We start from the raw sequence: 26,244 nt of genomic DNA, 5'->3' as shown, positions 1-26,244 counted from the left end.
AATCCGTCTACGCCAGCGTCCGGGTCGTCTCGGCCCACGCGGCCAGCTTGGCCGCCGCGGCACCGCTGTCGATCGCGGCGGCGGCGTCCACCTTCGCCTCGGCGAGGCGTTCGACGATCGGCCGCTGCACCTGACCGGTGTCCTGGAAGAGGCGATACGCGACCATGCCGGCCGCGGCATTGAGCAGGACGATGTCGCGCACCGGACCCGGCTCCGCGTCGAACACGCGATGGACGACCTGGGCGTTCTCAGCCGGCTCACCCCCGAGCAGGTCGTCGATGTCAGCCAGGGGGATGCCGATGTCCCGCGGGTCGAGGTCATGCTCGTGCACGTCGCCGCGGCTCACCTCCCAGATACGGCTGTGCCCGGTGGTGGTGAGCTCGTCGAGCCCGTCGTCGCCGCGGAAGACCAGCGCGGTCGCACCGCGCGTGCGGAACACGCCGGTGATGAGCGGCACCCTCTCGAGCTGCGCGACTCCCACGGCGTTCGCCTCGGCGCGCGCCGGATTGCAGAGCGGGCCGAGGAAGTTGAACACCGTGGGCACGCCGAGCTCGGCCCGCGTCACGCCGGCATGGCGGAAGCCGGGGTGGAAGGCCGCCGCGAAGGCGAACGTGATGCCGACCTCGGCGAGGGTCTGCGCGACCGCCTCCGGCGACAGCGTCAGGTCCACGCCCAGCGCCGCCAGCACGTCGGACGACCCCGACTTCGAGCTCGCCGCGCGGTTGCCGTGCTTGACCACCGGAACCCCGGATGCCGCGGCCACGACGGCTGCCATGGTCGACACGTTCACGGTTCCGAAGCGATCGCCGCCGGTCCCGACGATGTCGAGGACCGCGGCGTCGACGGGGAGCGGGCGTGCGGCCTCGAGGATGGCGTCGCGGAAGCCCACGACCTCGTCGATCGTCTCGCCCTTCGCCCGCAGCGCGATGAGGAAGCCCGCGAGCTGCGAGGGCGATGCCTCGCCGGCCATGACTCGCCTCATCGCCCATGTCGATTCCGACACGCTGAGGTCGCGCCGCTCGAGAAGCGAGGTGAGCAGATCGGGCCACGTATACAGCTCTGCCATGAGCCAAGAGCCTACTCGGCGACTTCGAAGCGCACTCGCAGGCGGCTCGAAGGGGGATCAAAGTCCGAATCGAGGCTAATCAGTGACCTGGGATGCGAATCTCCCCCCTCTGCATCGGCCATAATGGGGAGCGTGACGACCTCCACTGCGACCTACTCTCAGGCGATGCGGTCCGTCAAGCGGCCGGATCCGGTCGCCGTCGGCACCATCGTCTGGCTCGGCAGCGAGGTGATGTTCTTCGCGGGTCTCTTCGCGATCTACTTCACCCTCCGCAGCACCTCCCCTGAAATGTGGGCTGAGCGCACCGAGCTCCTGAACGTCCCGTACGCGACGGTGAACACGATCATCCTGGTGCTGTCGTCGGTGACGTGCCAGATGGGCGTCTTCGCCGCCGAGCGCTTCCAGCCGTACACCACCAAGTCGAACTCGTTCTGGCAGCGCTGGGGCATGGTCGAGTGGTTCTGGCTGACCTTCGCGCTGGGCGCCGTCTTCGTCTCGGGGCAGGTCTGGGAGTACGCCCAGCTGGTCGCCGAAGGCATGGCCATCGACACCGACCCGTACGCGTCCGCCTTCTACCTGACGACCGGCTTCCACGCCCTGCACGTCACCGGCGGGCTCATCGCCTTCCTCCTCGTCATCGGCCGCGCATACGCGGTGAAGAACTTCGGGCGCAAAGAGATGACCTCCTCGATCGTGGTGTCCTACTACTGGCACTTCGTCGACGTGGTCTGGATCGCCCTGTTCCTCGTCATCTACTTCCTGAAATAAGAGCGGAGCTGAAACCCCCCATGGCACGAGCAACAACGCGCCGCTCGAACGGACGCCGCAGCCCCTGGGCTGCCGCAGCCCTCATCGGCATCGGCCTGCTCATCACCGGCGGCGCATACGCCGGCGCGTCGGCTGCGGTGGCAGCCGCCGAGGAGCCGGCCGCGGTCAACACGACGCTCACCGTCGACGACGGGCAGAAGCTCTTCCAGGCCAACTGCGCGACCTGCCACGGTCTCGACCTGGAGGGCACGCCCGATGGCCCCGCGCTGTACGGCGTCGGCGAGCTCGCCGTCCACTTCCAGATGAGCACGGGTCGCATGCCGCTGCAGGCGCAGGGACCCCAGGCGCCGCAGAAGCCCGTCCAGTTCACCGACGAGCAGATCGCGGCGATCGGCGCCTACGTCCAGGACGTCGCCCCGGGACCGAGCTTCCCCGACGACGAGGTCCTCGACGGCGAGGGTGACGCCTCCCACGGCGGCGAGCTCTTCCGCATCAACTGCGCGATGTGCCACAACGTCGCCGGCGCCGGTGGAGCACTCACCGAGGGCAAGTACGCGCCCGGGCTGCAGAACACCACGCCGCTGAACATGTACGCCGCGATGGTGACCGGCCCGCAGAACATGCCGGTCTTCAACGACATGACGCTGACGCTCGAAGAGAAGCGCGACATCGTCACCTACCTCCTCTTCCTGCAGGAGAACGAATCCGCCGGCGGCTTCAGCCTCGGCTCCCTCGGCCCCGTCTCAGAGGGCCTGTTCATCTGGATCTTCGGCATCGGCTCGCTGATCGCCATCACCGTGTGGATCACGGCGAAATCCAACTGATGACCGAACGACACACCCCGAAGAACTAGGAGCACCATGGCACACGAGGAAGACGCACTCGTGCACGAGCGGGATTCGTGGAAGCCGTCCTCGGGCCTGGCTGTCGCCGTCAGCGATCCGCTGCGCGCCCCGGGGCTCCCCCCGCACCGCGAGCGGATGACCGACAAGGACCCCGCGGCGATGAAGCGGGCGGTCCGCACGGTCTACACGCTGTTCTACCTCTCGGTCGCGGCGAGCATCTGGGCGATCGCCGCCTATGTGCTGTTCCCGATCGAGAGCGGCCTGATCGTCGACATCCGGGCGAACAACCTGTTCATCGGGCTCGGCATCGGCCTGGCCCTCCTCGCGATCGGCATCGCCGCGATCCACTGGACCAAGGCGATCATGTCCGACAAGGAGCACATCGAGCCCCGGCACGCCACGCGCGGCCGTGACGCGACGCGCGCCGCCGCGGTGCAGGCCTTCGCCGACGCGAACGAGGAGTCCGGGTTCGGCCGTCGCGCCATGATCCGCAACTCGCTCATCGCCGCCGTCGTCGCCTCGGTCGCGCCGGGCATCGTCCTGTTCCGCGGTCTGGCCCCGCACAGCTCGGCGGCCAACCCGATCGCCGGCGACCCGGTCGCGCTGCTCGAGCACACCATGTGGGAAGAGGGCATGCGTCTGGCCCACGACCCGACGGGCAAGCCGATCCGCGCCGCCGACCTCACCCTCGGCTCCGCCGTGCATGTCATCCCCGAACCGCTCGCCGAGCTTTCGCACGAGGACGGATACCTCGAGGAGAAGGCCAAGGCCCTCGTGCTCCTCGTCCGCCTCCTCCCCGAGCAGCTCATCGAGTCCGAGGAACGCCGGGACTGGTCGTACAACGGCATCGTCGCGTACTCCAAGGTCTGCACCCACGTCGGCTGCCCGGTCGCCCTGTACGAGCAGCAGACCCATCACCTGCTGTGCCCCTGCCACCAGTCGCAGTTCGACGTCACCGACGAGGCGAAGGTCATCTTCGGCCCGGCCGCCCGGCCGCTCCCGCAGCTGCCGATCACCGTCGACGACGAGGGGTACCTCATCGCCCGCAGCGACTTCACCGAACCTGTCGGCCCGAGCTTCTGGGAGCGTCATTGAGCACCTCGACCGTCACCGACGACACCAACGCCTCGGCTGAGACGCGCGAGAAGCCGCTCGGCGGCCGATTCGTCGGCGCCACCGCCAACTACATCGACGAGCGCACGAGCCTCTCCGGGTTCGTCAAGGAGCTCGGACGCAAGGTCTTCCCCGACCACTGGTCGTTCATGCTCGGCGAGATCGCCATGTGGAGCTTCGTCGTCGTGCTCATCACGGGCACGTTCCTGACCTTCTTCTTCCAGGCCTCCATGTCGGAGGTGCACTACACCGGTGCGTACATCCCGATGCGCGGCATCGAGATGTCGGCGGCGATGGCCTCCACCCTCGAGATCTCCTTCGACATCCGAGGCGGCCTGCTCGTCCGTCAGATCCACCACTGGGCGGCTCTGGTCTTCGTGGCCGGCATCGGCGTGCACATGCTGCGCGTCTTCTTCACCGGTGCCTTCCGCAAGCCCCGCGAGCTGAACTGGGTGATCGGCTTCGTCATGTTCGTGCTGGCGATGGGCGAGGGCTTCACCGGGTACTCCCTTCCCGACGACGTGCTCTCGGGCAACGGACTGCGCATCATCGACGGAATGATCAAGGGCATCCCCTTGATCGGCACGTGGACGTCGTTCCTGCTGTTCGGCGGAGAGTTCCCGGGCACCGCGATCGTCGGCCGCCTCTACGCGCTGCACATCCTGATCCTGCCTGCGATCCTCGTCGGTCTGCTGGTCGTGCACCTCATGCTGATGATCATCAATAAGCACACGCAGTTCGCCGGCCCTGGCCGGACCAACAGCAATGTCGTGGGCTTCCCGATGATGCCGGTCTACATGGCGAAGATGGGCGGGTTCTTCTTCATCACCTTCGGCGTGATCGTGCTCATCGCCTCGATGTTCACCATCAACCCGATCTGGAACTACGGGCCCTACGACCCCTCCCCGGTGTCGGCGGGAACCCAGCCTGACTGGTACATCGGCTTCGCCGACGGCGCGCTGCGTCTGGTGCCGCCGCACCTCGAGTTCGTGTTCCTCGAGCGCACGTGGTCGATGAACATCCTCATCCCGCTGGTCGGCCTGGGTCTGTTCATCGTGCTGGTCGCCCTCTACCCCTTCATCGAGGCGTGGATCACCGGCGACAAGCGAGAGCACCACATCGCGCAGCGTCCCCGCAACGCCGCCACCCGGACCGCCATCGGCGCCGCCGGCGTCACCTTCTACGCGGTCCTGTGGGCAGCGGCATCCTCCGACATCATCGCGACCCACTTCTGGCTCACGATGGAGGGCGTCATCCACACGCTCCAGGCCGCGCTGATCCTCGGGCCGATCATCGCTTACTTCGTGACCAAGCGGATCTGCATCGCCCTGCAGAAGAAGGACCGCGAGATCGCGCTGCACGGCTACGAGTCCGGTCGCATCGTCCGCCTCCCCGGCGGCGAGTACATCGAGGTCCACCAGCCGGTGGACGAGTACGAGCTCTACAAGCTCGTCGACTTCGAGACCTACGAGCCGCTGGTCGTGCGTCCCAACGCCAAGGGCCGCATCGCGTGGCACCAGAACCTGCGGGCCTCGTTCTCGCGCTGGTTCTTCGAGGACCGGCTGACCCCGATCACCCAGGCCGAGCTCGAAGAGGCCCGTGCTCACCAGCACCACGCTCTCGAGCACATCGCCGCCGAGGAGGACGCTGAGATCCAGGGCGCTCACGAGCGCGCGGGTGTGCCGGACGCACCGCACGTTCCGATCGACGACGGACACAACTCCGAGACGGCGGTCCGCCCCTCGAATGTGATCGTCCCCGAGAACCCCGAGACGGCTCCGCGCGGGAAGAAGCCCAAGGGCGGCAAGCCCGACAACGGCTGATTCGGCAGGAATCCGACGGCGCCTGGCCCCCTCGCCTCTGAGGGGACCAGGCGCTTCGTCGTACGGTGAAGACATGATCGACGCACTCTCGTACTTCACCGCCAAGCTCACCCACGAGACCGACGCATCCGACGTCTACGCCGCACAGAAGGCCGGCGACGCCTTCACCTTGGTCGACGTCCGCGACGATCCGGCATGGCGCCAGGGACGCATCAGCGGCGCCGTGCACATGCCGTACCGCGAGATCGCGGCACGGGCCGCCGCCGAACTGGACCCCGACGTCCCCGTCGTCGTGTACTGCTGGAGCCCCGGCTGCAACGCCGGAGCCAAGGGCGCCGTGGAGTTCGCGGCCCTCGGCTACCAGGTGAGGGAGATGATCGGCGGGTACGAGTACTGGGTGCGCGAGGGACAGCCCACCGAGAACGACCAGGGGCCCCTCCCCCGCACCTTCGATCCGCAGGTGATGGTGGTCCGCACGTCGAGCGAAACCTGACGAGCGACCCGTTACGCATACAGAGAACCGCCCCTGTTCCCGAAGGACAGGGGCGGTTCTCTGTATGCTCTGCGGTGCGCTCAGCGCGCGAAGTGACCGCGGTAGTACTCGTAGACCCAGCCGACGATCGCGACCAGGAAGACGGCGATGCCGATCGGCATCATCCAGGCGCCGACCGCGAGGCCGATCATGCCGAGCGCCGCCGAGAACGCCAGGACGATGGGCCACCACGACCAGGGGCTGAACTCGCCGAGCTCAGGGTCGCCGTCGTCGATGTCGGCGGTCAGGACGTCCTCGGGCAGCTCGCCGCCCTGCGCCTTGTGGACCTTGCCGACGTAGAAGGCGATGAGCGCCGACATGAACGCCGTGAAGAGCAGCGCGACAGACCCGACCCACTCGATCGACAGGGTGACGTTCTCCCAGTACGACTGACCGCCGGTGAGGTTGGTGTCCCACCGCGAGATGAGGTTCCAGACGGTGTAGATGACGAAGACGAGACCGAAGAACCCGGTCAGCAGCCACCAGAGGCCGGCATTCGTGCGCACTTACTTGACCTTTCCATCTGCGGCGTCGACCACGGGCGCCTCGGGCGCGTCCTTCGCCGGTCCCACTCCGACCGGGATGCCGGCCTCGGGGTGGTTCAGGTCGAAGGCGGGACGCTCGCTGCGGATGCGCGGGATCGAGGTGAAGTTGTGACGCGGCGGCGGGCATGACGTCGCCCACTCCAGCGACGCCCCGTAGCCCCACGGGTCGTTGACCGTGACCTTGGGCGCCTTGCGCGAGGTGATCCACACGTTGAACAGGAACGGGATCATCGAGGCGCCGAGGATGATCGCACCGATCGTCGACACCTGGTTCTGCCACGTCCAGCCGTCGGCCTCGGAGTAGTCCGCGTAACGACGCACCATGCCGTCCACGCCCAGCCAGTGCTGGATGAGGAACGTCATGTGGAAGCCGATGAACAGCAGCCAGAAGTGCACCATGCCGACGCGCTCGTTGAGCATGCGGCCGGTCCACTTCGGCCACCAGAAGTAGAACCCGGCGAACATGGCGAACACGACGGTGCCGAAGACGACGTAGTGGAAGTGGGCGACGACGAAGTACGAGTCCGACGTGTGGAACGTCAGCGGCGGCGAAGCCAGGATCACGCCGGTGAGACCACCGAAGACGAACGACACGAGGAAGCCCAGGGCGAAGACCATCGGGGTCTCGAACGTGACCGAGCCTCGCCACATCGTGCCGATCCAGTTGAAGATCTTCACACCCGTGGGCACGGCGATCAGCATCGTCATGAGCGCGAAGAACGGCAGCAGCACCGCGCCGGTGACGTACATGTGGTGGGCCCACACCGCCACGGACAGGGCGGCGATGGCGATGGTCGCGTAGACGAGCGTCTTGTACCCGAAGATCGGCTTGCGGCTGAAGACCGGGAAGATCTCGGACACGATGCCGAAGAACGGCAACGCGATGATGTACACCTCGGGATGGCCGAAGAACCAGAAGAGGTGCTGCCAGAGCAGCACACCGCCGTTCGCCGGGTCGTAGATGTGCGAGCCCAGCACGCGGTCGGAGGCGGCGGCGAGGATCGCGGCGGCCAGCACGGGGAAGGCCATCAGCACGAGGATGCTGGTCACCAGCGTGTTCCACGAGAAGATCGGCATACGCCACATCGTCATACCGGGCGCGCGCATCGTGATGATCGTGGTGATGAAGTTCACGGCACCGAGGATCGTTCCGAAACCGCTCATGCCGAGCCCCAGCATCCACAGGTTGCCACCGGCACCCGGAGAGAACGACGCGTTGGCCAGGGGCTGATACGCGAACCAGCCGAAGGCTGCCGCGCCCTGAGGGGTGAGGAAGCCGGCGACGGCGATGGTGGAGCCGAAGAGGAACAGCCAGAATGCGAACGCGTTCAGCCGCGGGAACGCGACGTCGGGAGCGCCGATCTGCAACGGCAGGATCGCGTTGGCGAACCCGGCGAACAACGGCGTCGCGAACATCAGCAGCATGATCGTGCCGTGCATCGTGAACAGCTGGTTGTACTGGTCCTTCGTCGGGACGATCTGCATGCCCGGCTCGAACAGCTCGGCGCGGATGATGAGGGCCATCACGCCGCCGAGCATGAAGAACACGACCGAGGCGATCAGGTACATGTACCCGATGGTCTTGTGGTCGGTGGAGGTGATCCACTTGACGACGATGTTGCCCTTGTGCTCGACGCGCGACGAGCTGAGCAGCGCCGCCTGACGGGGCGGCAGGGTCGTGGGCCGGCCGGACGGCTTGGCCTGAAGCGGAAGCGTCGTCGCCATGATCACTCGTCTCCCTCGGAGTCTGCGCCCGTGCCGGGCAGGTTCTGCAGACGGTCGTATGCGTCGTCGATGTCACCGGTCTGGCCGGCGGCCTCGAGCGAGGCGAGATAGTCCTCGTACTCGGCTTCGCTGACCACTTCGACGTTGAAGAGCATCATCGAGTGGTACTCGCCGCAGAGCTCGGCGCACTTGCCGGCGTACGAGCCCTCGCGAGTCGGCGTGAAGGACCAGTAGTTGTCCTTGCCGATGTACATGTCCTTCTTGTAGAGGAAGTCGATGATCCAGAAGGAGTGGATGACATCTCGCGACTGCAGCTTGATCTGCACCGTCTGGTCGACGGGCAGGTAGAGCGTGGGCAGCTCGGAGATGATGTCGCCGCGCTCGTCGGTCTGGGCCTGAACGCCCATCGACCACACGGTGTCGTCCTCGGACTCGCCGTTGTACTGGAAGTCCCAGGCCCACTGCTTTCCGATGGCGGTGATCGACACGTCGGGGTCGTCGTACTGGGTCTCGAGGATCGTCTGGTCGCGTGCGGTGAACGCGAAGAACCCGACGACCAGGATCAGCGGAACGACCGTGTAGAAGATCTCGATCGGCATGTTGTACCGCAGCTGCACGGGAAGGCCGGTCTGACCCTTCCGGCGGCGATACGCGATGGCCGCCCAGCCCATGAGGCCCCACGTGATGACACCCACCACGAGCAGCACGATCCAGGAGTTGGTCCACAGACCCGACACCATCTCGGTGCGGTTCGTGGTGGGCTCAGCCCCCTCCACGAAGCCGGGCAGATAGCCGTTCAGCTCGGTCGGCGTGCAGCCGGCGAGGGCGACGGCCGCGGCGATCCCCACGGGGATCAGGGCCCAGCGGAGGCGGCGTTTCGAGGGCACGGGCGCACCTTTCCAGTTTCGAAATGTGACTGTCGCCAGTCTAGGGCAACCTCTCACGGTTCTCCGGCCAACCACCCAGGTTGACCGGCCTCCGTGGCGGGCAGGAGAACGGCCCGGACCGCTCTGGCGAGCTCGGTCCGGGCCGCGGGATCATGCTCAGTGGAAGCTGTCTCCGCAGGCGCAGCTGCCGGCAGCGTTGGGGTTGTCGATGGTGAACCCCTGCTCCGAGATCGTGTCCTTGAAGTCGATCTGGGCGCCGTCGAGATACGGGACGCTCATGTCGTCGATGATCACCTCGACGCCGTCGAAGTCGACGGTCTTGTCGCCGTCGAGATAGCGCTCGTCGAAGTACAGCTGGTAGATGAGACCGCTGCAGCCCCCGGGCTGAACGGCCACGCGCAGACGAAGATCGTCGCGACCCTCCTGCTCGAGCAGGCTCTTCACCTTCAGTGCGGCGGCATCGGTCAGGACGACGCCGTGCTCGCGGACGGACGGGTCGGTCGTCAGTGCGGTGTCGGTCATGGCACTCCTCCGGACGGGCCGCTCGCGCGGCGGGTTCGGTCCGATTCTACGCCCCGCCCCGCGACGCGGCGCCGCGCTCAGGCCTCGAGCGTCCGCGCGTCGAGCTTTTCGAGCAGCAGCGCCTCGGCCAGCAGCGCATGGCGGAACGTGTCCAGGTGCAGCGACTCGTTGGGGCTGTGGGCCCGGGCGTGCGGGTCCTCGACCCCGGTCACGAGGATCTGGGCGCCGGGGAACTCGCGCACGAGGTCGGCGATGAACGGGATCGACCCGCCCACGCCCATGTCCACCGGCGCGGGTCCGTAGGCCTGCTCGAGCGCCACGCGCGCGTCGGCGACGGCCCAGCCGGTGGTGTCGACGAGGAACGGGTTGCCGAAGTCCTGGTCGAAGAACTCCAGCTCTGCGCCGAACGGAGCGTGGGCGCGCAGGTGCGCCTCGATGGCGGCGTAGGCCTCGCGCGCGTCCTGCCCCGGCGCGACGCGTGCGCTGATGACGACGGTCACTTCGGGCGACAGCGTGTTCGACGCGTTGACGACGCTCGGCGCGTCGATGCCGGTGACGGTGATCGAGGGCTTGTTCCAGATGCGTCCGAGGATGCTGTCGCGACCGATCGGGCGCACACCGTCGGGAAGACCGGCCTCGTCGCGGAGCGTCTGCTCGGAGTACTCCGGGGTCTCGACGTCGCGCTCGGTCAGGCCGTCCACCGCAACGGCGCCGTCGGCGTCCCACAGCGTGGACAGCAGCGTGACGGCCGCCATCATCGCGTCCGGGACGGCGCCGCCGAACATGCCCGAGTGCGACGCGTGCTCGAGCGTGCGCACGCGCATGGTGAACCGCGTGTTCCCACGCAGCGACACCGTGAGGGCGGGAGTGCGGGAGTCCCAGTTGCCGGAGTCGGCGACCACGATCACGTCCGCCCGCAGCACGTCGGCGTTCTCGCTGAGGAACGTCGCGAAGGAGCGCGATCCGGCCTCTTCCTCACCTTCGATGAAAAGGGCGACCCCGAGATCGAAGTCTTCGCCGAGCGCCTCTTTCAGCGCGCGCAGCGCGCCGATGTGCACCATGATCCCCGCCTTGTCATCGGCTGCCCCGCGACCGTAGAGCCGGCCGTCACGGACCGTCGGCTGGAAGGGCGGCGAGTCCCACAGCGCCTCGTCGCCGACGGGCTGGACGTCGTGGTGGGCGTACAGGAGGATCGTCGGCCTGCCGTTCTTGGCCGCACGGCGGGCCACGACGGCGGGCTTGCCGATCTCGTCGGCGCCCGGGATCGACGCGCGCCTGATCTCGACCGTCTCGAACAACGCGGTGCCGCGGACGAGGTCGGCGACGGCCTCGGCGCTGCGCTCGACGTCGGCCGGGTCGAATCCCGGGAAGGCGACGGACGGGATCCGCACCAGTCCTCCCAGATCGGCGATGGCGGTCGGGTAACCGGAGGCGGCCGCGTCGTGCACGGCCTGGTGTCGGGAGGGCGCGGATGTCATGCGGGTAATCTTAAGCGCACCCCCGTCCCGCACTCTCGAGGATCTCCTGTGGCCAAGACACCCGCCTCCCCCGCACCCGAGGATGCCGGCGACGTCGCCGGCGCGTCGGGCAAGGGGCGCCCCACGCCCACCCGCGCCGAGCAGGAGGCCGCCCGCAAGCGCCCCCTCGTCGCCGACACGAAAGAGGCGAAGGCACGCGCCCGAGCGGAGCTGACGGCCCAGCGCGAGAAGGCCCGCGTGGGCATGGCGGCGGGCGACCCCCGCTATCTTCCGGCCCGCGACCAGGGGCCGCAGCGCAAGTTCGCGCGCGAATTCGTCGACTCCGGCTGGCACCTGGGCGAGGCTGTCATGCCGGCCATGATCCTCGTCATCATCGCGACCTTCATCCCCGTGGCCGCCGTGCAGTTCTACTCGTTCGTCGTGCTGTGGGTGTTCATCTTCTTCGTCATCGGCGACATGATCCTCACGGCCATCAACGTCAAGCGGGGCGCGAAGGCGCGCTTCGGCGCGGATCGACTCGAGAAGGGTCTCGGCTGGTACGCGGCGATGCGCAGCATCCAGATGCGGTTCCTGCGTCTGCCGAAGCCTCAGGTCAAGCGCGGGCAGAAGCCCTGAGGCCGCGGTTGATCTGACGGGCCCACAGCGGTCCGCGATACAGGAACGCGGTGTAGCCCTGCACGAGGTCGGCACCGGCATCCAGTCGCTCGCGGACGTCGCCTGCCGTCTCGACGCCGCCCACCGACACCACGCAGAAGTCCGCCGGCACGACCGAGCGCACACGTCGCAGCACGGCCAGTGAGCGCTCGCGCAGCGGGGCGCCCGACAGGCCGCCCTCGCCCGCAGCCGCCACGACCGCCGGCGGCGTGGAGAGCCCCGCACGCGAGATGGTCGTGTTCGTCGCGATGAGTCCGTCGAGGCCGAGGTCGACGGCCAGGCGTGCCACGGCCTCGACCTCGTCATCGGGGAGGTCGGGCGCGATCTTCACCAGCAGCGGGGTCGCACCGGCAGCGTCGTGCACGGCCGACAGCAGCGGACGAAGGGTTTCGACCGCCTGGAGGCCGCGAAGGCCCGGCGTGTTCGGAGACGAGACGTTCACGACCAGATAGTCCGCGAGCGGCGCCAGCAGCGTCGCGCTGCGTACGTAGTCCGCCGTCGCCTCGGACACGTCGACGACCCGGCTCTTGCCGATGTTGACACCGACGACCGCGCGCCGACGGCGTCGTCGCAGCTTCTCGAGCCTCTTCGCGGCGGCTTCGGCGCCGGCATTGTTGAAGCCCATGCGGTTGACGACGGCGCGATCCGGGATGAGGCGGAACAGCCGCGGGCGCGGGTTGCCGTCCTGCGGGATGGCGGTGACGGTGCCGACCTCGACATGACCGAAGCCGAGGGCGCGCAGGCCCGCGACGCCCACGACGTTCTTGTCGAAGCCGGCTGCCACGCCGAAGGGCGAGTCGAAGCGCAGGCCGAGCGCGGTGGTGCGCAGCCTCTCATCGGGTCGCGTCAGCGCACGGGCCGCCCACGACAGCGGCGGGACGCCCAGCATCCGGACGACGAACATGCCGGCGTGGTGGGCCGTCTCGGGATCCATGCGGGCGAGCACGGTCCGGAAGAGGAGGGGATACATCCGTCCCAGATTACTGGTCGGCGTCCGCCCGGCCCGACAGGCGGTCGACGTGGTCGGCGCGCAGCTGCGCGATCGACGACTCGAAGTCCTCGAGCGAGTCGAACGCCTGATACACGCTCGCGAAGCGCAGGTAGGCGACCTCGTCTAGTTCCCGCAGGGGCCCGAGGATCGCCAGACCGATCTCGTTCGTGTCGATCTGCGAGGCACCCGTCTGGCGGACCGACTCCTCGACCTTCTGAGCGAGCATGGCGAGGTCCGCCTCGGTGACGGGGCGCCCCTGACAGGCCTTCCGCACGCCGGACATCACCTTCTCGCGGCTGAAGCTCTCGATCACACCCGATCGTTTGATGACGTTGAGGCTCGCGGTCTCGATCGTCGAGAACCTTCCGCCGCATTCCGGACACTGCCGGCGCCGACGGATGCTGAGGCCGTCGTCGCTGGTGCGCGAGTCGATGACGCGGGAGTCGGAGTGACGACAGAACGGACAGTGCATGGCCCCGACAGACTACGCCTCGAAGCGGGCCTCGACGGCCTCGCCGTGCGCGGGAAGGGCCTCGGCCTCGGCGAGGGTCACGATGGCGTGGCGCACGTCGGCCAGCGCGGCGCGGTCGTACTCGATGACCTGCTGGGGCCGGAGGAACGTCGACGCGGACAAACCGGCGGCGTAGCGGGCCTGCCCGCCCGTGGGCAGGACGTGGTTGCTGCCGGCGAGGTAGTCGCCGAGACTCACCGGCGAATCGGGGCCGACGAACACGGCACCGGCGTGGACGAAGTCCTCGGGACGCGGATCGGCGAGGTGCAGTTCGAGGTGCTCCGGGGCGTAGGCGTTGCTGAAAGCGGTGGCCGCGACACGGTCGTCGACGATCACGACGGCGGACTGCGGGCCCTCGAGCGCCGTCTGCACGCGCTGCGCGTGCCGGGTGCGGGGCGCGCGCTCGCGCAGCTCCCCCGCCACGGCGTCGGCCAGCTCAGCGGACCACGTCACGAGCACGGCGGACGCCTGCTCGTCGTGCTCGGCCTGGCTGATCAGGTCTGCGGCGATGAGGCGCGGGTCGCCGCTGTCGTCGGCGACGATGAGGATCTCGGTCGCGCCGGCCTCGGAGTCGGTGCCCACCAGACCCGCGACGGCGCGTTTGGCCGCGGCGACGAAGTTGTTGCCGGGTCCGGTGACGACATCGACGGGTTCGAGGCCCAGCGATGGCACACCGTGAGCGAAGGCGCCGATCGCGCCCGCGCCGCCGACCGCGTAGACCTCGTCGACGCCGAGAAGCCGCGCGGCCGCCAGGATCACGGGGTGCACGCGACCGCCGAACTCGCGCTGCGGCGGAGAGGCGACAGCCACCTCGGACACCCCCGCGACCTGCGCGGGAACGACGTTCATGACGACGCTCGAGGGATACACCGCCTTGCCGCCGGGCACGTACAGACCGACCCGCCGGACCGGCTGCCATCGCTGCCGGACGCGGGCACCCGGACCGAGGACCGTCTCGCTCGGCGGCGGCACCTGAGCCGCCGACGCGGCCCGCACCCGGGCGATCGCCTCTTCGAGCGCCGCCCGCACCTGCGGGTCGAGCCCGTCCAGCGCCTCGGTCAGGTGAGTCGCGGGGACGCGCAGCTCGTGGCCCGAGACGCCGTCGAACCGATCGGCCTGCTCGCGCAACGCGACCTCGCCGCGGGCGGCGACGTCGGCGACGATCGCCGTGGCCGCGGCCAGGGCCTCGGCCCGCGCCGCCGCGGCGCGCGGCACCGTCGCCAGCAGTTCGGCGGGCGCCAGGGCGCGCCCGCGCAGATCGATGGTGCGAAGCATCCTTCTACGGTATCGCGGGCGTGCCCGGCTCAGCCGCGCGTGACGCCCTGGACGTCGTGGAGGTAGCCGATGCGCCCGTCGTCGTGACGGACGACGAACGTCTCACCGCGGTCCTCGATGACGAGGGCCCACGCGGTCGGGCCGATCCGGAAGATCGGGATGCCGACCTCGTCGACGACGTCGCGCTCTTCGGGAGCGAGCGCCCAGAACGCCTGCTGGCGCGTGGGCGTCGCCTGCTCCACGGGCTCGTAGGTGCCTCGCGACTGGGCCGGAGCCCACGCGGCGGTCTCGACGTCGGCCGTCGATGCGGCGGGCGTCGCCGCTGCCGCAGGCTCGGCGTGGTCGTCGTCGGAATCGTCGGCACCCGCGAAAAGCTCGTCGACCGGGTCGGCGGGCGCTGTCGAGCGCGAGCGCTCGGGGACGGAGCGGGCGCTCTCGAGGGTGTCGTCGACGCGGTCGTACGCCGCGGTCGCCGGAGCCTCGTCGACCGGAGCTTCGTCGACGGGGACGTGAGCGGCGGGCCGCGGCTGCGCCTCGGCGCCGGCGGCGTCGTGATCGACGTCTGTGTCGGCGTGCCACACCGCGGTCGGCTCGCCGGCCGGCTGCGCCACGGGCGCGGCGGCAGGCTCGGGAGCGGGGCGCGGCGCCGGAGCCGGACGCGGCGTCACGGGACGGATCGGGCGCGCGTTGCGGTGCGCGGGGATTTCGCGGCGACCCGCGAAGTCCTGATCGAACGGAGCGATGAACGGGCCGAAGACGGTCAGCAGCACTCCGGCGAGCATGAGGAAGAACTCCACCCAGACGACCCATGTCGCGAGGAAGACGTCGCTGGAGGCCAGCGTGACGAAGGAGTTCCAGATCATCGACAGCCACAGGAACGCCGAGACCGAGAACGCGACCGAGGCGAACTGGTCGATGCCGAGAGACCCGACGCGGCGGATGCCGTCCGGCGACAGGCGACGCAGGACGATGAGGAACACCGCCGCGGTCGGCAGACCGATCGTGAGCACCCAGTCGATGCCGTTCGTCCAGACCGAGGGTCCGTTGCCGATGCGCCCGTAGATCGGGAAGAACGACACGATGAGCGCGAGGAGCCAGATGCCTCCGAGCGCGACCTCGCGGATGGAGAACGGCCCGACGCCGTACTGCGGCGCCTCGGTGTCGGTCGTCGACGCCTGCTCTGCAGGCTGGTTGTCGGCGTACTGCTGGTCGGTCACGATTGTCCTTCCCGGCCGCGCGCTGGCGGCTCGCGTCGTCGATGATACCCACGCGTCATGAGACGCACATGAGATCACCCCAGGCACTGGGGGCCGAGCAGGCCCTTGAGCTCCCCGTAGAGGTCGGCTGTCACCCGCACCGGCATGGGCACGTCGAACACCTTGGCGGCCGAGCCGCGATGCAGCCGCAGCGTCACCTCGGTGTCGCCGCGGTGACGCTGGAGCACCTCGGCCAGTTCGGTGACGATGCGCTCGGTCGCACGGCTCTCGGGCAGCAGCAGCGTCAGCGGTCCGGAGGCCTCGAGGCTGCCCAGATCCGGCGAGAACGCCGTCTGCGCGTGCAGGTTCATCCCGTCGTCGCGACGCGACACCCGGCCCCGCACGACGAGGATCGAGTCGGCCTGGAGCATCGACGAGAACTCGAGGTAGGTCTTGCCCATGAACATCACGGTGATCTCGCCGTCGAAGTCTTCGACGGTGATCATGCCGTACGGGTTTCCGCTCTGCTTGGCCACGCGATGCTGGACGCTCGTGACCAGCCCCGCGATGGTGACCTGCGATCCGTCCTCGATGTCGTCCGAGGCGAGCAGGTCGTGGATGCTGGTGGACGCCAGCTTCGCCAGAGGGATCTCGAGTCCGGCCAGGGGATGGTCCGACACGTACAGCCCCAGCATCTCGCGCTCGAAGGCGAGCTTGTCCTTCTTCGTCCACTCCGGACGGTCGGGCACCTTCGTGACCTGCTGGGGCTCGTCCCACAGCGAGTCGAAGTCGAAGCCCACTTCGCCGTTGGCCTCGCGGCGCTTGTCGAGCACCGCCTGCTCCGTGGCATCCTCGTGGATCTCCATGAGGGCACGGCGCGTATCGCCGAGCGAGTCGAAGGCGCCCGCCTTGATGAGCGACTCCACGGTGCGCTTGTTGGCCACATGGACCGGCACCTTCGACAGGAAATCGTGGAACGACGTGAACGGCGCCTCTTGGCGGGCGGCCACGATCGCGTCGACCACGTTGGCGCCGACGTTGCGGACGGCCCCGAGCCCGAAGCGGATGTCCTCGCCGACGGCGGCGAAGTACCGGATCGACTCGCCCACGTCCGGCGGCAGCACCTTGATGCCCATCCGGCGGCACTCGTTGAGGTACACCGCCAGCTTGTCCTTGGAGTCGCCGACGCTCGTCAGCAGCGCCGCCATGTACTCGGCCGGGTAGTGGGCCTTGAGGTACGCCGTCCAGTACGACACCAGCCCGTACGCGGCGGTGTGCGCTTTGTTGAAGGCGTAGTCGGCGAACGACTCGAGGACCTTCCAGAGTGTCTGCTGCGCGGCATCCGAGAAGCCGCGCTCGGTCATGCCGCCGAAGAAGATCTCCTGCTGCTTGTCGAGCTCGGACTTCTTCTTCTTGCCCATCGCGCGACGCAGCAGGTCGGCCTGACCCAGGGTGTAGCCGGCGACGCGCTGCGCGACGGCCATCACCTGCTCCTGGTAGACGATGAGGCCGTAGGTGGTGTCGAGGATGTCGGACAGCGGCTCGGCGAGCTCGGGGTGGATCGGCTCGATCTCCTGCTGCCCGTTCTTTCGCAGCGCGTAGTTGATGTGCGAGTTCACGCCCATGGGGCCCGGGCGGTACAGCGCGAGCACGGCCGAGATGTCTTCGAAGTTGTCGGGCTTCATCAGCCGCAGCAGCGACCGCATCGGACCGCCGTCGAGCTGGAAGACCCCCAGCGTGTCGCCGCGGGTCAGCAGCTCGTACGACGCCCGGTCGTCGAGCTCGAGGTCTTCGAGCACCAGCGGGTGGCCGCGGTTGGCTTCGATGTTGTCGAGGGCGTCGTTGATGATGGTGAGGTTGCGCAGCCCCAGGAAGTCCATCTTGATGAGGCCGAGGGACTCGCACGCGGGGTAGTCGAACTGCGTGACGATCTGCCCGTCCTGCTCGCGCTTCATGATCGGGATGATGTCGATGAGCGGCTCGCTCGACATGATCACGCCGGCCGCGTGCACACCCCACTGGCGCTTGAGGTTCTCGAGGCCGACCGCGGTGTCGAAGACGGTCTTCGCCTCGGCATCCGTCTCGATGAGCGCGCGGAATTCGCTGGCCTCTTTGTAACGGGGATGCTGGGGGTCGAACATGCCCTCCAGCGGCATGTCCTTGCCCATGACCGCGGGCGGCATGGCCTTGGTCAGCCGCTCCCCCATGCTGAACGGGAAGCCCAGCACCCGGCCGGCGTCCTTGAGGGCCTGCTTGGCCTTGATCGTGCCGTAGGTGACGATCTGGGCCACGCGCTCGTCGCCGTACTTCTCCGTGACGTACTGGATGACCTCGCCGCGGCGGCGGTCGTCGAAGTCGACGTCGAAGTCGGGCATGGAGACGCGGTCGGGGTTGAGGAACCGCTCGAAGATGAGGCCGTGCTGGAGCGGGTCGAGGTCGGTGATCTTCATGGCGTAGGCGGCCATCGATCCCGCACCCGAGCCGCGACCGGGGCCGACGCGGATGCCGTTGTCCTTCGCCCAGTTGATGAAGTCCGCGACCACGAGGAAGTACCCCGGGAAGCCCATCTGCGCGATGACTCCCGTCTCGTACTCGGCCTGCGCGCGCACCTCGTCGGGGATCCCCGCGGGGTAGCGGTCCTTGAGGCCGTTCTCGACCTCTTTGATGAACCAGGACTCCTCGGTCTCGCCGGGCGGCACCGGGAAGCGGGGCATGTAGTTGGCGCTGGTGTTGAACTCGACCTCGCACCGCTCCGCGATCAACAGGGTCGAGTCGCAGGCCTCGGGGTGGTCGCGGAAGACCTGGCGCATCTCGGCGGGCGACTTGACGTAGTAGCCGTCGCCGTCGAACTTGAAGCGCTTGGGGTCGTCGAGCGTCGATCCCGACTGCACGCACAGCAGCGCCGCGTGGCTGTTCGCGTCGTGCTGGTGGGTGTAGTGCAGGTCGTTCGTGCCGACGAGCGGGATGTCGAGGTCCTTCGAGATCCTCAGCAGGTCGCTCATGACCCGCCGCTCGATCGACAGGCCGTGGTCCATGATCTCGGCGAAGTAGTTGTCCTTGCCGAAGATGTCCTGGAACTCGGCCGCGGCGGCGCGCGCCGCCTCGTACTGTCCGAGTCGGAGACGCGTCTGCACCTCGCCCGAGGGGCAGCCGGTGGTGGCGATCAGTCCCTTGCTGTAGGTCTGCAGGAGCTCGCGGTCCATGCGGGGCTTGAAGTAGTAGCCCTCCATGCTGGCCTTGGACGACAACCGGAACAGGTTGTGCATGCCCTCGGTGGTCTCGGAGAGCAGCGTCATGTGCGTGTACGCGCCGGCGCCCGACACGTCGTCGTCGCTCTGCTCGGGCGTTCCCCACCGGACGCGGGATTTGTCGGTGCGGTGCGTGCCCGGGGTGACGTAGGCCTCGATGCCGATGATCGGATTGATGCCGGCGTCTTTCGCGGTCTTGTAGAACTCGTACGCGGCGAAGGTGTTGCCGTGATCGGTGACCGCGATCGCCGGCATCCCGAGCCTGACCGCCTCTTGGATCATCGGCCCGATGCGGGCGGCCCCGTCGAGCATCGAGTACTCGCTGTGCACGTGCAGGTGAACGAAGGAGTCGGATGCCACCCGTCGAGTCTACGGACGCCTCCGACATCGACCGCGGGGCCGCCGGGCGGTTCGCGGCGCGCGTTCGCGAGGTCGTTTCACCCTCGAGCTGAGGGTGAAGGTTCGAGCTCTCGACCGACGTCATCGTAGGGTGGCATCGTGCCGATCCCCGACTTCATCGTCGACCTCCGCCGCCTCGTTGGCACCCGCCCGCTCTCACTCGTCGGGGTGACCGCCGTCGTGGTGCGCGGCGACGAGCTGCTGCTCGGGCGGCGCAGCGACAACGGCGCCCTGGGTCCGGTCACGGGCATCGTCGATCCCGGCGAGGAGCCCGCCGACGCCGCGGTGCGCGAGGCCGAGGAGGAGGCCGGCGTGCGCATCCGCGCCGACCGGCTGGCGTGGGTGCATCAGATTCCGCGGATCGTCTACGACAACGGAGACCAGGCCGACTACCTCGACCTCACCTTCCGCTGCAGCTGGATCTCCGGCGAGCCGTTCCCCGTGGACGGCGAGATGACCGAGGTCGGGTGGTATCCGCTCGCCGAGCTGGACGCGCTGCCGCTGGACGACGACATGCGCGCGCGCGTCGCTCACGCGCTGGCGGAGGCCCCGGCTCGCTTCGAGCAGCGGAGCTGAGGCCGCCGGTCAGTCCGCGCGCAGCACCTCGAGCGCGTGCGCGAGATCGGCGGGATAGTCCGAGGAAAACTGCACCCACTCCCCCGTCGCGGGGTGCGAGAACGCCAGCTGCCGGGCGTGCAGCCACTGCCGCGTGAGCCCCAGTCGCGCCGACAGCGTCGGGTCGGCACCGTACAGCGGGTCGCCGGCGCACGGGTGCCGGTGAGCGGCCATGTGCACGCGGATCTGGTGGGTCCTGCCCGTCTCGAGGTGGATCTCGAGAAGCGACGCCCCCGGGAACGCCTCGAGGGTCTCGTAGTGCGTGACCGACTCCTTGCCGTCGGGCACGACGGCGAACTTCCAAGAATGAGACGGATGCCGCCCGATCGGCGCCTCGATCGTGCCGGTCAGCGGGTCGGGATGCCCTTGGACCACCGCGTGGTAGATCTTCTCGACCTCGCGCTCCTTGAACGCGTGCTTGAGCGCCGTATAGGCGCGCTCGGACTTCGCCACGACCATGAGCCCGCTCGTGCCGACGTCGAGCCGGTGCACCACGCCCTGGCGCTCGGCGGCGCCGCTCGTGGTGATGCGGAAGCCCGCGGCGGCCAGCGCTCCGAGCACCGTGGGGCCCTCCCAGCCGAGCGAGGGGTGGGCGGCCACGCCCGCGGGCTTGTCGATCACGACGAACTCGTCGTCGTCGAAGACCACCCCGAGGTCGGGCACCGCCATCGGCACCACGACGGGCTCCTCTTTCGGCCGCCAGGACACCTCGAGCCACGCGCCGCCTCGGAGCCGATCGGACTTGCCGAGCTCGCGCCCGTCCTGCCGCACGCCGCCGGCGTCGGCGACGTCTGCGGCGAAGGTGCGCGAGAATCCCAGCATCTTCGCCAGTGCGGCATCCACGCGCGCCCCGTCGAGCCCATCGGGTACGGGCAGTGTGCGTGACTGCATGCGGGTCAGCCCCGCTCCGGCGTGCCGTCGGCCGGATCCGCGGACCCCGTGTCGATGCGCTCGGCGTCCGTCGGCTCCTCCACGCGGCGCTCGCGCGTGCCGTCGAAGCCGATTCCGACCAGCACCAGCAGAGCGACGGCGATCATCATCGAGACGATGAAGATGTCGGCGACGTTGTAGATCGCCGGCATCATCCACGGGGTGTTGATGAAGTCGACGACGTGGCCCACCGGGAAGCCGGGGGTGCGCAGGACACGGTCGGTGAGGTTGCCCAGCACGCCGCCGAGCAGCAGCCCGAGTGCCACCGCCCACAGGCGGGAGCGCACCCGCATGATCGCCAGGTAGACGATGATGACGGCGACGGCGGCCAGAGCCAGCGTGAAGATCCAGGTCACGCCCTCACCGAGCGAGAAAGCGGCGCCGGGGTTTCGCACGAGGTAGAAGATCAGGAACTCGCCGAGGACCGGAACAGGCTCCTCGGGAGGAAGCCCCTGGATCGCGAGGTGCTTGGTGAACTGGTCGGCGGCCATCACGACCACCGCGAGGATCGCGATGATGGTGCTGGCCGCCGCCCGATGCAGGGGTGTTCGGCCTGCCAAAGGCCGGCCTACAGACCGATGGCCGAGACCGGAGTGGCACCCGACGTGGTCGCAGTGGTCTCGAGGTCGCGGAGCTTGCCCTCGATGTAGCTGCGCAGCTGCGAGCGGTAGTCCCGCTCGAAGTTGCGGAGCTCCGAGATGCGGTTCTCGAGGTTCGCGCGCTCGCGCTCGAGGCGGGCGACCTCTTCGCGGCCGCGGGTCTCGGCCTCGGAGATGATCGAGGCGGCCTGCGCCTTCGCGTCGGCGATGAGCTGGTCGCGCTGCGCGCGTCCCTCGGCGACGTGCTCGTCGTGCAGGCGCTGGGCGAGCTCGATGATGCCGGCACTGGCAGCGGGCGCGGTGGCGTCGGATGCCGGGGCCTCGACGGCGGGAGCCGGGGCGGGGGCTGCGGCAGCGGCCGGAGCGGGGGCCTCGGCCGGAGCGGATTCGCCGGACTCGTACGCAGCCAGCTTCGCCTTCAGCTCCTCGTTCTCGGCCAGGGCCTTGCGCCACTCGACGACGATCTCGTCGAGGAAGTCGTCGACCTCGTCCGGGTCGAAGCCTTCCTTGAAACGGACGTGCTGGAATTGCTTCGTGACGACGTCATCGGGGGTCAATGCCATGGTGATTCCTCTTTCGAGCGCTCAGGTCGCTGGCCGATGTCGGGTGACCGCCGCGATGAGCGGTCGTATCTGGAAAGCATAGTCGCGGGCTCGGGGCCTGTCGAAGGCACCGCCGCGTGGGCGCGTCGCCGCCGTCAGGACGCCAGCGCGCGCGTGACGCTCAGCAGGATGAACACCAGGAGCATCGTGAGCGCGAAACCGAAGTCGATGGCGATGGCGCCGACGCGCAGGGGCGGGATGAAGCGACGGAAGAACTTGATGGGCGGGTCTGTCACCGTGTAGATGACCTCCGCGGCGACGAGTCCCGCGCCGCGCGGCCGCCATTCGCGGTTGAACAGCGGCACCCATTCGAGCACCAGCCGTGCGAACAGCACGAAGACGTAGATGAGAAGCGCGAAATTGAGTACTGCTGCGATGAGCCGGATGATGTCCACGAGTCAATGCTGGACGAACGGAACCGCTTCCGGGTCGGCCTGAGCGACCGCCCCGTCACCGGAGACCGCCACATTCTCGGGCGAGAGCAGGAAGACCTTGCTCGTGACGCGCTCGATGCGGCCGAAGAGGCCGAGCGAGAGACCGCTGGCGAAGTCGATGAGGCGCCGTGCGTCGGCGTCGCTCATCTGCGAGAGGTTGATGATGACGGGCACGCCGTCGCGGAAGTTCTCGGCGATCACCTGGGCGTCGCGGTACTGCTTGGGGTGGACCGTGAGGATCTCGCTGATCGCGCTGGGCGCGGGCTGGCGGACGACGGTCGGACGGTGCAGAGGGGTCACGGGTGCTGCCTTCTCGACGGACTTCTCCTTGCGGGCGGTCGACTGGGGCGCAGGCTCGTCGTACATCTCTTCCTCGTCGGCGAGGCCCAGGTACACCATGGTCTTCTTGAGCGGGTTCGACATCGCATCCTCCGTTGTGCTCATCTGTGTCGAGGCTAACGGCGCTCGGGCCGTGGGCCGGTGATTGCCGAGCCGATCCGCAGGTGTGTCGCACCGGCAGCGATCGCCTCGGCGAAATCGGCGGACATCCCCGCCGAGATCCAGTCCGCGGAAGGCGCCACCGCGCGCAGGCGCCCTGCGTAGTCGGCCAGCCGGGCGAACGCCGCGGCGGGTTCCTCATCGAGCGGGGCGACGGCCATGATGCCCCGCAGCCGCAGCGTGCCGCACGACAGCACATGCTCGGTCAGCGACTCGATGTCGGCGGGAGCGACGCCTCCGCGGTCGGGGTCCTCGGTGAGGTTGACCTGGATCAGCACGTCCAGCGGCGCCGCCCCGTCGGCGCCTGCGCGGTCGAGCGCGTCGGCCAGGCGCGCCCGGTCGAGGGAGTGGACGACGGATGCCGCCTCGCGCACGGCGCGCGCCTTCTTGGTCTGCACCTGGCCGACGAAGTGCCACGTGAGGCCCTCGGGCCGGCCGAACTCCGCGACCTTCTCGGAGATCTCCTGCTGACGGTTCTCGCCGACGTCGCGCACGCCCAGGTCGACGAGGTCGCGGATCAGCGAGAGCGGGTGGAACTTCGTGATGACGATCCGGGTGACCGCGGCCGGGTCGCGTCCCGCGGCACGCGCAGCGCCCGCGATGGACGCATCGACCTCGTCGAGACGGGCGGCGAGATCGGCGTCCACGCGGGCGTGCGCTTTCGGCTTACTTCAGGAAGTCGGGGATGTCGAGGTCGTCGTCGCCGAACGCGGAGTCGTAGCTGCTCTCCGCGGGAGCACTGACGCTCACGCGAGCGGGCTCGGGCTCGGGACGGCTTTCACGCGCGGCATCTTCGGCCGGCACCGCCGGCAGCACCGGGGGCGCGACGACGCGCGAGGTCGTCACCGGGTCGAGGCGCAGCGTGGGCTCTCCGCTGTCGAAGCCCGCCGCGATGACGGTGACCCGCACCTCGTCGCCGAGCGTGTCGTCGATCACGGTTCCGAAGATGATGTTGGCCTCGGGGTGCGCGGCCTCCTTCACCAGCTGCGCGGCATCGTTGATCTCGAAGATGCCGAGGTTCGATCCGCCCTGGATCGACAGCAGCACGCCGTGGGCGCCTTCGATCGACGCCTCGAGCAGCGGCGACTCGACCGCGAGCTCGGCGGCCTTGATGGCGCGATCCGCCCCGCGCGCCGAGCCGATGCCCATGAGGGCGGAACCTGCTCCCTGCATGACGGACTTCACGTCCGCGAAGTCGAGGTTGATGAGACCGGGGGTCGTGATCAGATCGGTGATGCCCTGCACACCGGCCAGGAGCACCTGGTCGGCCGTGGCGAACGCTTCGACCATCGAGATGCCGCGATCGCTGATCTCGAGCAGCCGGTCGTTCGGGACGACGATGAGGGTGTCGACCTCTTCCTTCAGGCGGGCGACGCCGGCCTCGGCCTGACTCTGCCGGCGGCGTCCCTCGAACGAGAAGGGCTTGGTGACGACACCGATGGTCAGCGCGCCGATGGACTTGGCGATCTTGGCGACCACGGGCGCTCCACCGGTGCCCGTGCCGCCGCCTTCACCGGCGGTGACGAAGACCATGTCGGCCCCGCGCAGGGCCTCCTCGATCTCCTCGGTGTGATCCTCCGCTGCGCGGCGCCCCACCTCGGGGTCGGCGCCCGCGCCGAGCCCGCGTGTGAGCTCGCGCCCGACGTCGAGCTTGACGTCGGCGTCGCTCATCAGCAGCGCCTGCGCATCCGTGTTGATCGCGATGAACTCGACCCCGCGCAGACCAAGTTCGATCATGCGGTTGACGGCGTTGACTCCGCCGCCACCCACACCGACCACCTTGATCACGGCGAGGTAGTTCTGGTTCTGGCTCATGCCGGCCTCCGTCTTCCCGAACCCGAAACCTTAAACCTCTAGTAGAGGTATAAAGAATTGCTCGGTATGCAATTCCTGCATTGAAAGTAAGCGCGCGCGACCCCGCGAACCGGCACCGTGCGGGCGTGTCGCGACATCTCCCGCGATAGTCGTCTCAGCGGACGACGATGGCGTCCGGCGACGACACGTCGTAGACGCTCACGTCGGCCGGCGGCCGGGCCGCCATCGTGGTCTCGAGGACGACGGCCTTCAAGGCGGATTCGTCGGCGCTCCCCCACACGATGTCGGTGTCGGTCTCGCCGAGGGTGAGGGTGACGTCGTCCGGCGTCGACGCCGACACCGCCGTCACCTGCACGCGGATCGTCTCGGGAAGCGTGCGCATCACCTGCCCGACCGCGTCGAACGCCTCGGAGTCGGTGCCGCCGCGGATCTCGAGCAGGGGCCTGCCGGCCGCGGGCTTCTCGGTCGTCGAGAGAGCGACGCCCGCGGCATCCACGAGGGTGTATCCGGCCTCGGACGAGATGAGCCCGATGGGGGTGCGCTCGACCACGCGCACCACGAGCTCGTGCGGCGGCCGCGCCTCGAGGGCGTACGACTCCACGAGCGGGAAGGCGATCAGCGCAGCCTTGACCGCGCTGTCGTCCACGAGGGGCAGCGGCGTGCCCAGCTGATCCGCCAGGGCCTCCTCGACCGCCGCGGCGTCGAGCTCCGACGCGCCCACCACGGTGATGTCCTCGACCGCGAAGAGGGGGCTGTAGGCCGCGCCCAGGCTGCCGACGACGAGAAGGGCGAGGGATGCCGCGACGCCGAGCCCCAGCATCCGTCGACGCCGCTGCCGCCCCGTGAAGCGCCGCACCTCGCTGCGCAGCGCGCGCCGGCGCGCCCACGCGGCCCGCCACACGGTCGCCAGACTGATCGGCTCGTCCGCCGCCGCGGAACCCGGCGCCGCGCGATCGGGCGGGGCGGAATCCGGCGTCGCCGGATCGGACGCCGCGGCGAGGGGTATCACGGGGGCGAGTTCGGTCGTGTCGTCGCGTTCGGTGCTGCCCGACCCCTCGCCGACGCGGTCCTCGCGCGCGCGGCGCCGGCCGTCGTCGTCGTCCCGCCGCGCCGACGCCGCGGGGGGCGATCCGGCCGGTGGCGGCGGCAGCGGAGTGGGCCGGCGCATGGAGT

The 26,244-nt window shown here is 69.0% G+C and carries 26 protein-coding genes; 7 read left to right on the top strand and 19 right to left on the bottom strand.

The window, feature by feature from the left end; all coding sequences use genetic code 11:
* Window positions 1-7: 7 nt before the first annotated feature.
* A complete protein-coding gene (trpD, locus tag NFR93_RS01190) occupies window positions 8-1,066 on the bottom strand; it encodes an anthranilate phosphoribosyltransferase (protein WP_251449507.1) in 1,059 nt (352 codons plus the stop codon).
* A 123-nt stretch (window positions 1,067-1,189) separates the two neighbouring features.
* On the opposite strand from trpD, the gene ctaE reads away from it, so the two are divergent.
* The 5 genes from ctaE to NFR93_RS01165 all read left to right on the top strand — a co-directional run bounded on the left by ctaE (window position 1,190) and on the right by NFR93_RS01165 (window position 6,108).
* Entirely contained in the window at window positions 1,190-1,834 is a 645-nt protein-coding gene (ctaE, locus tag NFR93_RS01185) for an aa3-type cytochrome oxidase subunit III (RefSeq protein ID WP_251449506.1), read from the top strand.
* Between the two features lie 20 nt (window positions 1,835-1,854).
* The gene (gene qcrC / locus NFR93_RS01180) at window positions 1,855-2,658 is read left to right on the top strand and encodes a cytochrome bc1 complex diheme cytochrome c subunit (RefSeq protein WP_251449505.1); all 804 of its coding nucleotides are present in this window, start codon (window positions 1,855-1,857) and stop codon (window positions 2,656-2,658) included.
* Between the two features lie 36 nt (window positions 2,659-2,694).
* Window positions 2,695-3,774: a cytochrome bc1 complex Rieske iron-sulfur subunit gene (gene qcrA / locus NFR93_RS01175; protein ID WP_251449504.1), complete on the top strand. Its 1,080-nt coding sequence runs from the start codon at window positions 2,695-2,697 to the stop codon at window positions 3,772-3,774.
* Window positions 3,771-5,615, top strand: a complete 1,845-nt coding sequence (gene qcrB / locus NFR93_RS01170) for a cytochrome bc1 complex cytochrome b subunit (RefSeq protein ID WP_251449503.1) — start codon at window positions 3,771-3,773, stop codon at window positions 5,613-5,615. The genes qcrA and qcrB overlap by 4 nt, the downstream gene beginning before the upstream one ends.
* A 73-nt stretch (window positions 5,616-5,688) precedes the next feature.
* On the top strand, window positions 5,689-6,108 hold the full coding sequence (locus NFR93_RS01165; protein WP_251449502.1) for a rhodanese-like domain-containing protein: 420 nt from the start codon (window positions 5,689-5,691) through the stop codon (window positions 6,106-6,108).
* Between the two features lie 80 nt (window positions 6,109-6,188).
* Here NFR93_RS01165 and NFR93_RS01160 read toward each other — a convergent pair whose 3' ends face one another.
* The 5 genes from NFR93_RS01160 to NFR93_RS01140 all read right to left on the bottom strand — a co-directional run bounded on the left by NFR93_RS01160 (window position 6,189) and on the right by NFR93_RS01140 (window position 11,304).
* A complete protein-coding gene (locus NFR93_RS01160; RefSeq protein WP_251449501.1) occupies window positions 6,189-6,653 on the bottom strand; it encodes a cytochrome c oxidase subunit 4 in 465 nt (154 codons plus the stop codon).
* Window positions 6,654-8,417, bottom strand: a complete 1,764-nt coding sequence (gene ctaD, locus NFR93_RS01155) for an aa3-type cytochrome oxidase subunit I (protein ID WP_251449500.1) — start codon at window positions 8,415-8,417, stop codon at window positions 6,654-6,656.
* A gap of 2 nt (window positions 8,418-8,419) precedes the next feature.
* Complete coding sequence (ctaC, locus tag NFR93_RS01150) at window positions 8,420-9,304, bottom strand: aa3-type cytochrome oxidase subunit II (RefSeq protein WP_251449499.1); 885 nt, start codon at window positions 9,302-9,304, stop codon at window positions 8,420-8,422.
* Between the two features lie 156 nt (window positions 9,305-9,460).
* Entirely contained in the window at window positions 9,461-9,826 is a 366-nt protein-coding gene (erpA, locus tag NFR93_RS01145) for an iron-sulfur cluster insertion protein ErpA (RefSeq protein ID WP_251449498.1), read from the bottom strand.
* 77 nt (window positions 9,827-9,903) lie between these two features.
* Complete coding sequence (locus tag NFR93_RS01140; RefSeq protein ID WP_251449497.1) at window positions 9,904-11,304, bottom strand: dipeptidase; 1,401 nt, start codon at window positions 11,302-11,304, stop codon at window positions 9,904-9,906.
* 48 nt (window positions 11,305-11,352) lie between these two features.
* Between NFR93_RS01140 and NFR93_RS01135 the strand changes: the two genes are divergently transcribed.
* Window positions 11,353-11,919 carry a DUF3043 domain-containing protein gene (locus tag NFR93_RS01135; RefSeq protein WP_251449496.1) on the top strand — a complete coding sequence of 189 codons (567 nt, stop codon included), beginning with the start codon at window positions 11,353-11,355 and terminating at the stop codon, window positions 11,917-11,919.
* On the opposite strand, the gene NFR93_RS01130 is transcribed toward NFR93_RS01135, so the two are convergent.
* The 5 genes from NFR93_RS01130 to dnaE all read right to left on the bottom strand — a co-directional run bounded on the left by NFR93_RS01130 (window position 11,897) and on the right by dnaE (window position 19,539).
* Window positions 11,897-12,928 carry a quinone-dependent dihydroorotate dehydrogenase gene (locus NFR93_RS01130; protein ID WP_251449495.1) on the bottom strand — a complete coding sequence of 344 codons (1,032 nt, stop codon included), beginning with the start codon at window positions 12,926-12,928 and terminating at the stop codon, window positions 11,897-11,899. The genes NFR93_RS01135 and NFR93_RS01130 overlap by 23 nt on opposite strands.
* Before the next feature lie 10 nt (window positions 12,929-12,938).
* Window positions 12,939-13,421 (bottom strand): transcriptional regulator NrdR, encoded by a 483-nt coding sequence (gene nrdR / locus NFR93_RS01125; RefSeq protein ID WP_251449494.1) that lies wholly within the window; start codon window positions 13,419-13,421, stop codon window positions 12,939-12,941.
* 12 nt (window positions 13,422-13,433) lie between these two features.
* Entirely contained in the window at window positions 13,434-14,735 is a 1,302-nt protein-coding gene (gene hisD / locus NFR93_RS01120) for a histidinol dehydrogenase (protein ID WP_251449493.1), read from the bottom strand.
* Between the two features lie 29 nt (window positions 14,736-14,764).
* Window positions 14,765-15,952, bottom strand: coding sequence for a hypothetical protein (locus NFR93_RS01115; protein WP_251449492.1), 1,188 nt, complete (start codon window positions 15,950-15,952; stop codon window positions 14,765-14,767).
* A 74-nt stretch (window positions 15,953-16,026) separates the two neighbouring features.
* Window positions 16,027-19,539, bottom strand: coding sequence for a DNA polymerase III subunit alpha (gene dnaE, locus NFR93_RS01110; RefSeq protein WP_285814529.1), 3,513 nt, complete (start codon window positions 19,537-19,539; stop codon window positions 16,027-16,029).
* 138 nt (window positions 19,540-19,677) lie between these two features.
* Here dnaE and NFR93_RS01105 point away from each other — a divergent pair, with 138 nt between their 5' ends.
* Window positions 19,678-20,154: an NUDIX domain-containing protein gene (locus tag NFR93_RS01105; RefSeq protein WP_251449491.1), complete on the top strand. Its 477-nt coding sequence runs from the start codon at window positions 19,678-19,680 to the stop codon at window positions 20,152-20,154.
* A 9-nt stretch (window positions 20,155-20,163) separates the two neighbouring features.
* Here the strand turns inward: NFR93_RS01105 and NFR93_RS01100 are convergent, their stop codons facing one another.
* The 8 genes from NFR93_RS01100 to NFR93_RS01065 all read right to left on the bottom strand — a co-directional run bounded on the left by NFR93_RS01100 (window position 20,164) and on the right by NFR93_RS01065 (window position 26,239).
* Entirely contained in the window at window positions 20,164-21,084 is a 921-nt protein-coding gene (locus NFR93_RS01100; RefSeq protein ID WP_251449490.1) for an RluA family pseudouridine synthase, read from the bottom strand.
* Window positions 21,085-21,089: 5 nt separating this feature from the next.
* Entirely contained in the window at window positions 21,090-21,683 is a 594-nt protein-coding gene (gene lspA / locus NFR93_RS01095; RefSeq protein ID WP_251449489.1) for a signal peptidase II, read from the bottom strand.
* An 8-nt stretch (window positions 21,684-21,691) separates the two neighbouring features.
* On the bottom strand, window positions 21,692-22,285 hold the full coding sequence (locus NFR93_RS01090; protein WP_251449488.1) for a DivIVA domain-containing protein: 594 nt from the start codon (window positions 22,283-22,285) through the stop codon (window positions 21,692-21,694).
* Between the two features lie 134 nt (window positions 22,286-22,419).
* A complete protein-coding gene (locus NFR93_RS01085; RefSeq protein ID WP_251449487.1) occupies window positions 22,420-22,719 on the bottom strand; it encodes a YggT family protein in 300 nt (99 codons plus the stop codon).
* 3 nt (window positions 22,720-22,722) lie between these two features.
* A complete protein-coding gene (locus NFR93_RS01080) occupies window positions 22,723-23,181 on the bottom strand; it encodes a cell division protein SepF (RefSeq protein WP_251451415.1) in 459 nt (152 codons plus the stop codon).
* 32 nt (window positions 23,182-23,213) lie between these two features.
* A complete protein-coding gene (locus NFR93_RS01075; RefSeq protein ID WP_251449486.1) occupies window positions 23,214-23,903 on the bottom strand; it encodes a YggS family pyridoxal phosphate-dependent enzyme in 690 nt (229 codons plus the stop codon).
* A gap of 19 nt (window positions 23,904-23,922) precedes the next feature.
* On the bottom strand, window positions 23,923-25,071 hold the full coding sequence (gene ftsZ, locus NFR93_RS01070; protein WP_251449485.1) for a cell division protein FtsZ: 1,149 nt from the start codon (window positions 25,069-25,071) through the stop codon (window positions 23,923-23,925).
* Between the two features lie 154 nt (window positions 25,072-25,225).
* Entirely contained in the window at window positions 25,226-26,239 is a 1,014-nt protein-coding gene (locus NFR93_RS01065) for an FtsQ-type POTRA domain-containing protein (RefSeq protein ID WP_251449484.1), read from the bottom strand.
* Window positions 26,240-26,244 lie beyond the last annotated feature (5 nt).

The sequence above is a fragment of the Microbacterium sp. Marseille-Q6648 genome (assembly GCF_943181415.1).
In the GTDB taxonomy this organism is placed as follows: Bacteria; Actinomycetota; Actinomycetes; order Actinomycetales; family Microbacteriaceae; genus Microbacterium.
Note: the sequence above shows the minus strand (reverse complement) of the source record. Positions and strands in the feature narration are given on the sequence as shown.

Bases quoted from the DNA above. Each gene is read 5' to 3' on its own strand.
- NFR93_RS01130 (WP_251449495.1), bottom strand. From the start codon at position 12,928: ATGTATCCCCTCCTCTTCCGGACCGTGCTCGCCCGCATGGATCCCGAG.
- NFR93_RS01165 (WP_251449502.1), top strand. From the start codon at position 5,689: ATGATCGACGCACTCTCGTACTTCACCGCCAAGCTCACCCACGAGACC.
- ctaE (WP_251449506.1), top strand. From the start codon at position 1,190: ATGGGGAGCGTGACGACCTCCACTGCGACCTACTCTCAGGCGATGCGG.
- NFR93_RS01100 (WP_251449490.1), bottom strand. From the start codon at position 21,084: ATGCAGTCACGCACACTGCCCGTACCCGATGGGCTCGACGGGGCGCGC.
- nrdR (WP_251449494.1), bottom strand. From the start codon at position 13,421: ATGCACTGTCCGTTCTGTCGTCACTCCGACTCCCGCGTCATCGACTCG.
- hisD (WP_251449493.1), bottom strand. From the start codon at position 14,735: ATGCTTCGCACCATCGATCTGCGCGGGCGCGCCCTGGCGCCCGCCGAA.
- qcrC (WP_251449505.1), top strand. From the start codon at position 1,855: ATGGCACGAGCAACAACGCGCCGCTCGAACGGACGCCGCAGCCCCTGG.
- trpD (WP_251449507.1), bottom strand. From the start codon at position 1,066: ATGGCAGAGCTGTATACGTGGCCCGATCTGCTCACCTCGCTTCTCGAG.
- NFR93_RS01140 (WP_251449497.1), bottom strand. From the start codon at position 11,304: ATGACATCCGCGCCCTCCCGACACCAGGCCGTGCACGACGCGGCCGCC.
- ftsZ (WP_251449485.1), bottom strand. From the start codon at position 25,071: ATGAGCCAGAACCAGAACTACCTCGCCGTGATCAAGGTGGTCGGTGTG.
- NFR93_RS01080 (WP_251451415.1), bottom strand. From the start codon at position 23,181: ATGTCGAACCCGCTCAAGAAGACCATGGTGTACCTGGGCCTCGCCGAC.
- NFR93_RS01090 (WP_251449488.1), bottom strand. From the start codon at position 22,285: ATGGCATTGACCCCCGATGACGTCGTCACGAAGCAATTCCAGCACGTC.
- qcrA (WP_251449504.1), top strand. From the start codon at position 2,695: ATGGCACACGAGGAAGACGCACTCGTGCACGAGCGGGATTCGTGGAAG.
- ctaD (WP_251449500.1), bottom strand. From the start codon at position 8,417: ATGGCGACGACGCTTCCGCTTCAGGCCAAGCCGTCCGGCCGGCCCACG.
- NFR93_RS01065 (WP_251449484.1), bottom strand. From the start codon at position 26,239: ATGCGCCGGCCCACTCCGCTGCCGCCGCCACCGGCCGGATCGCCCCCC.
- erpA (WP_251449498.1), bottom strand. From the start codon at position 9,826: ATGACCGACACCGCACTGACGACCGACCCGTCCGTCCGCGAGCACGGC.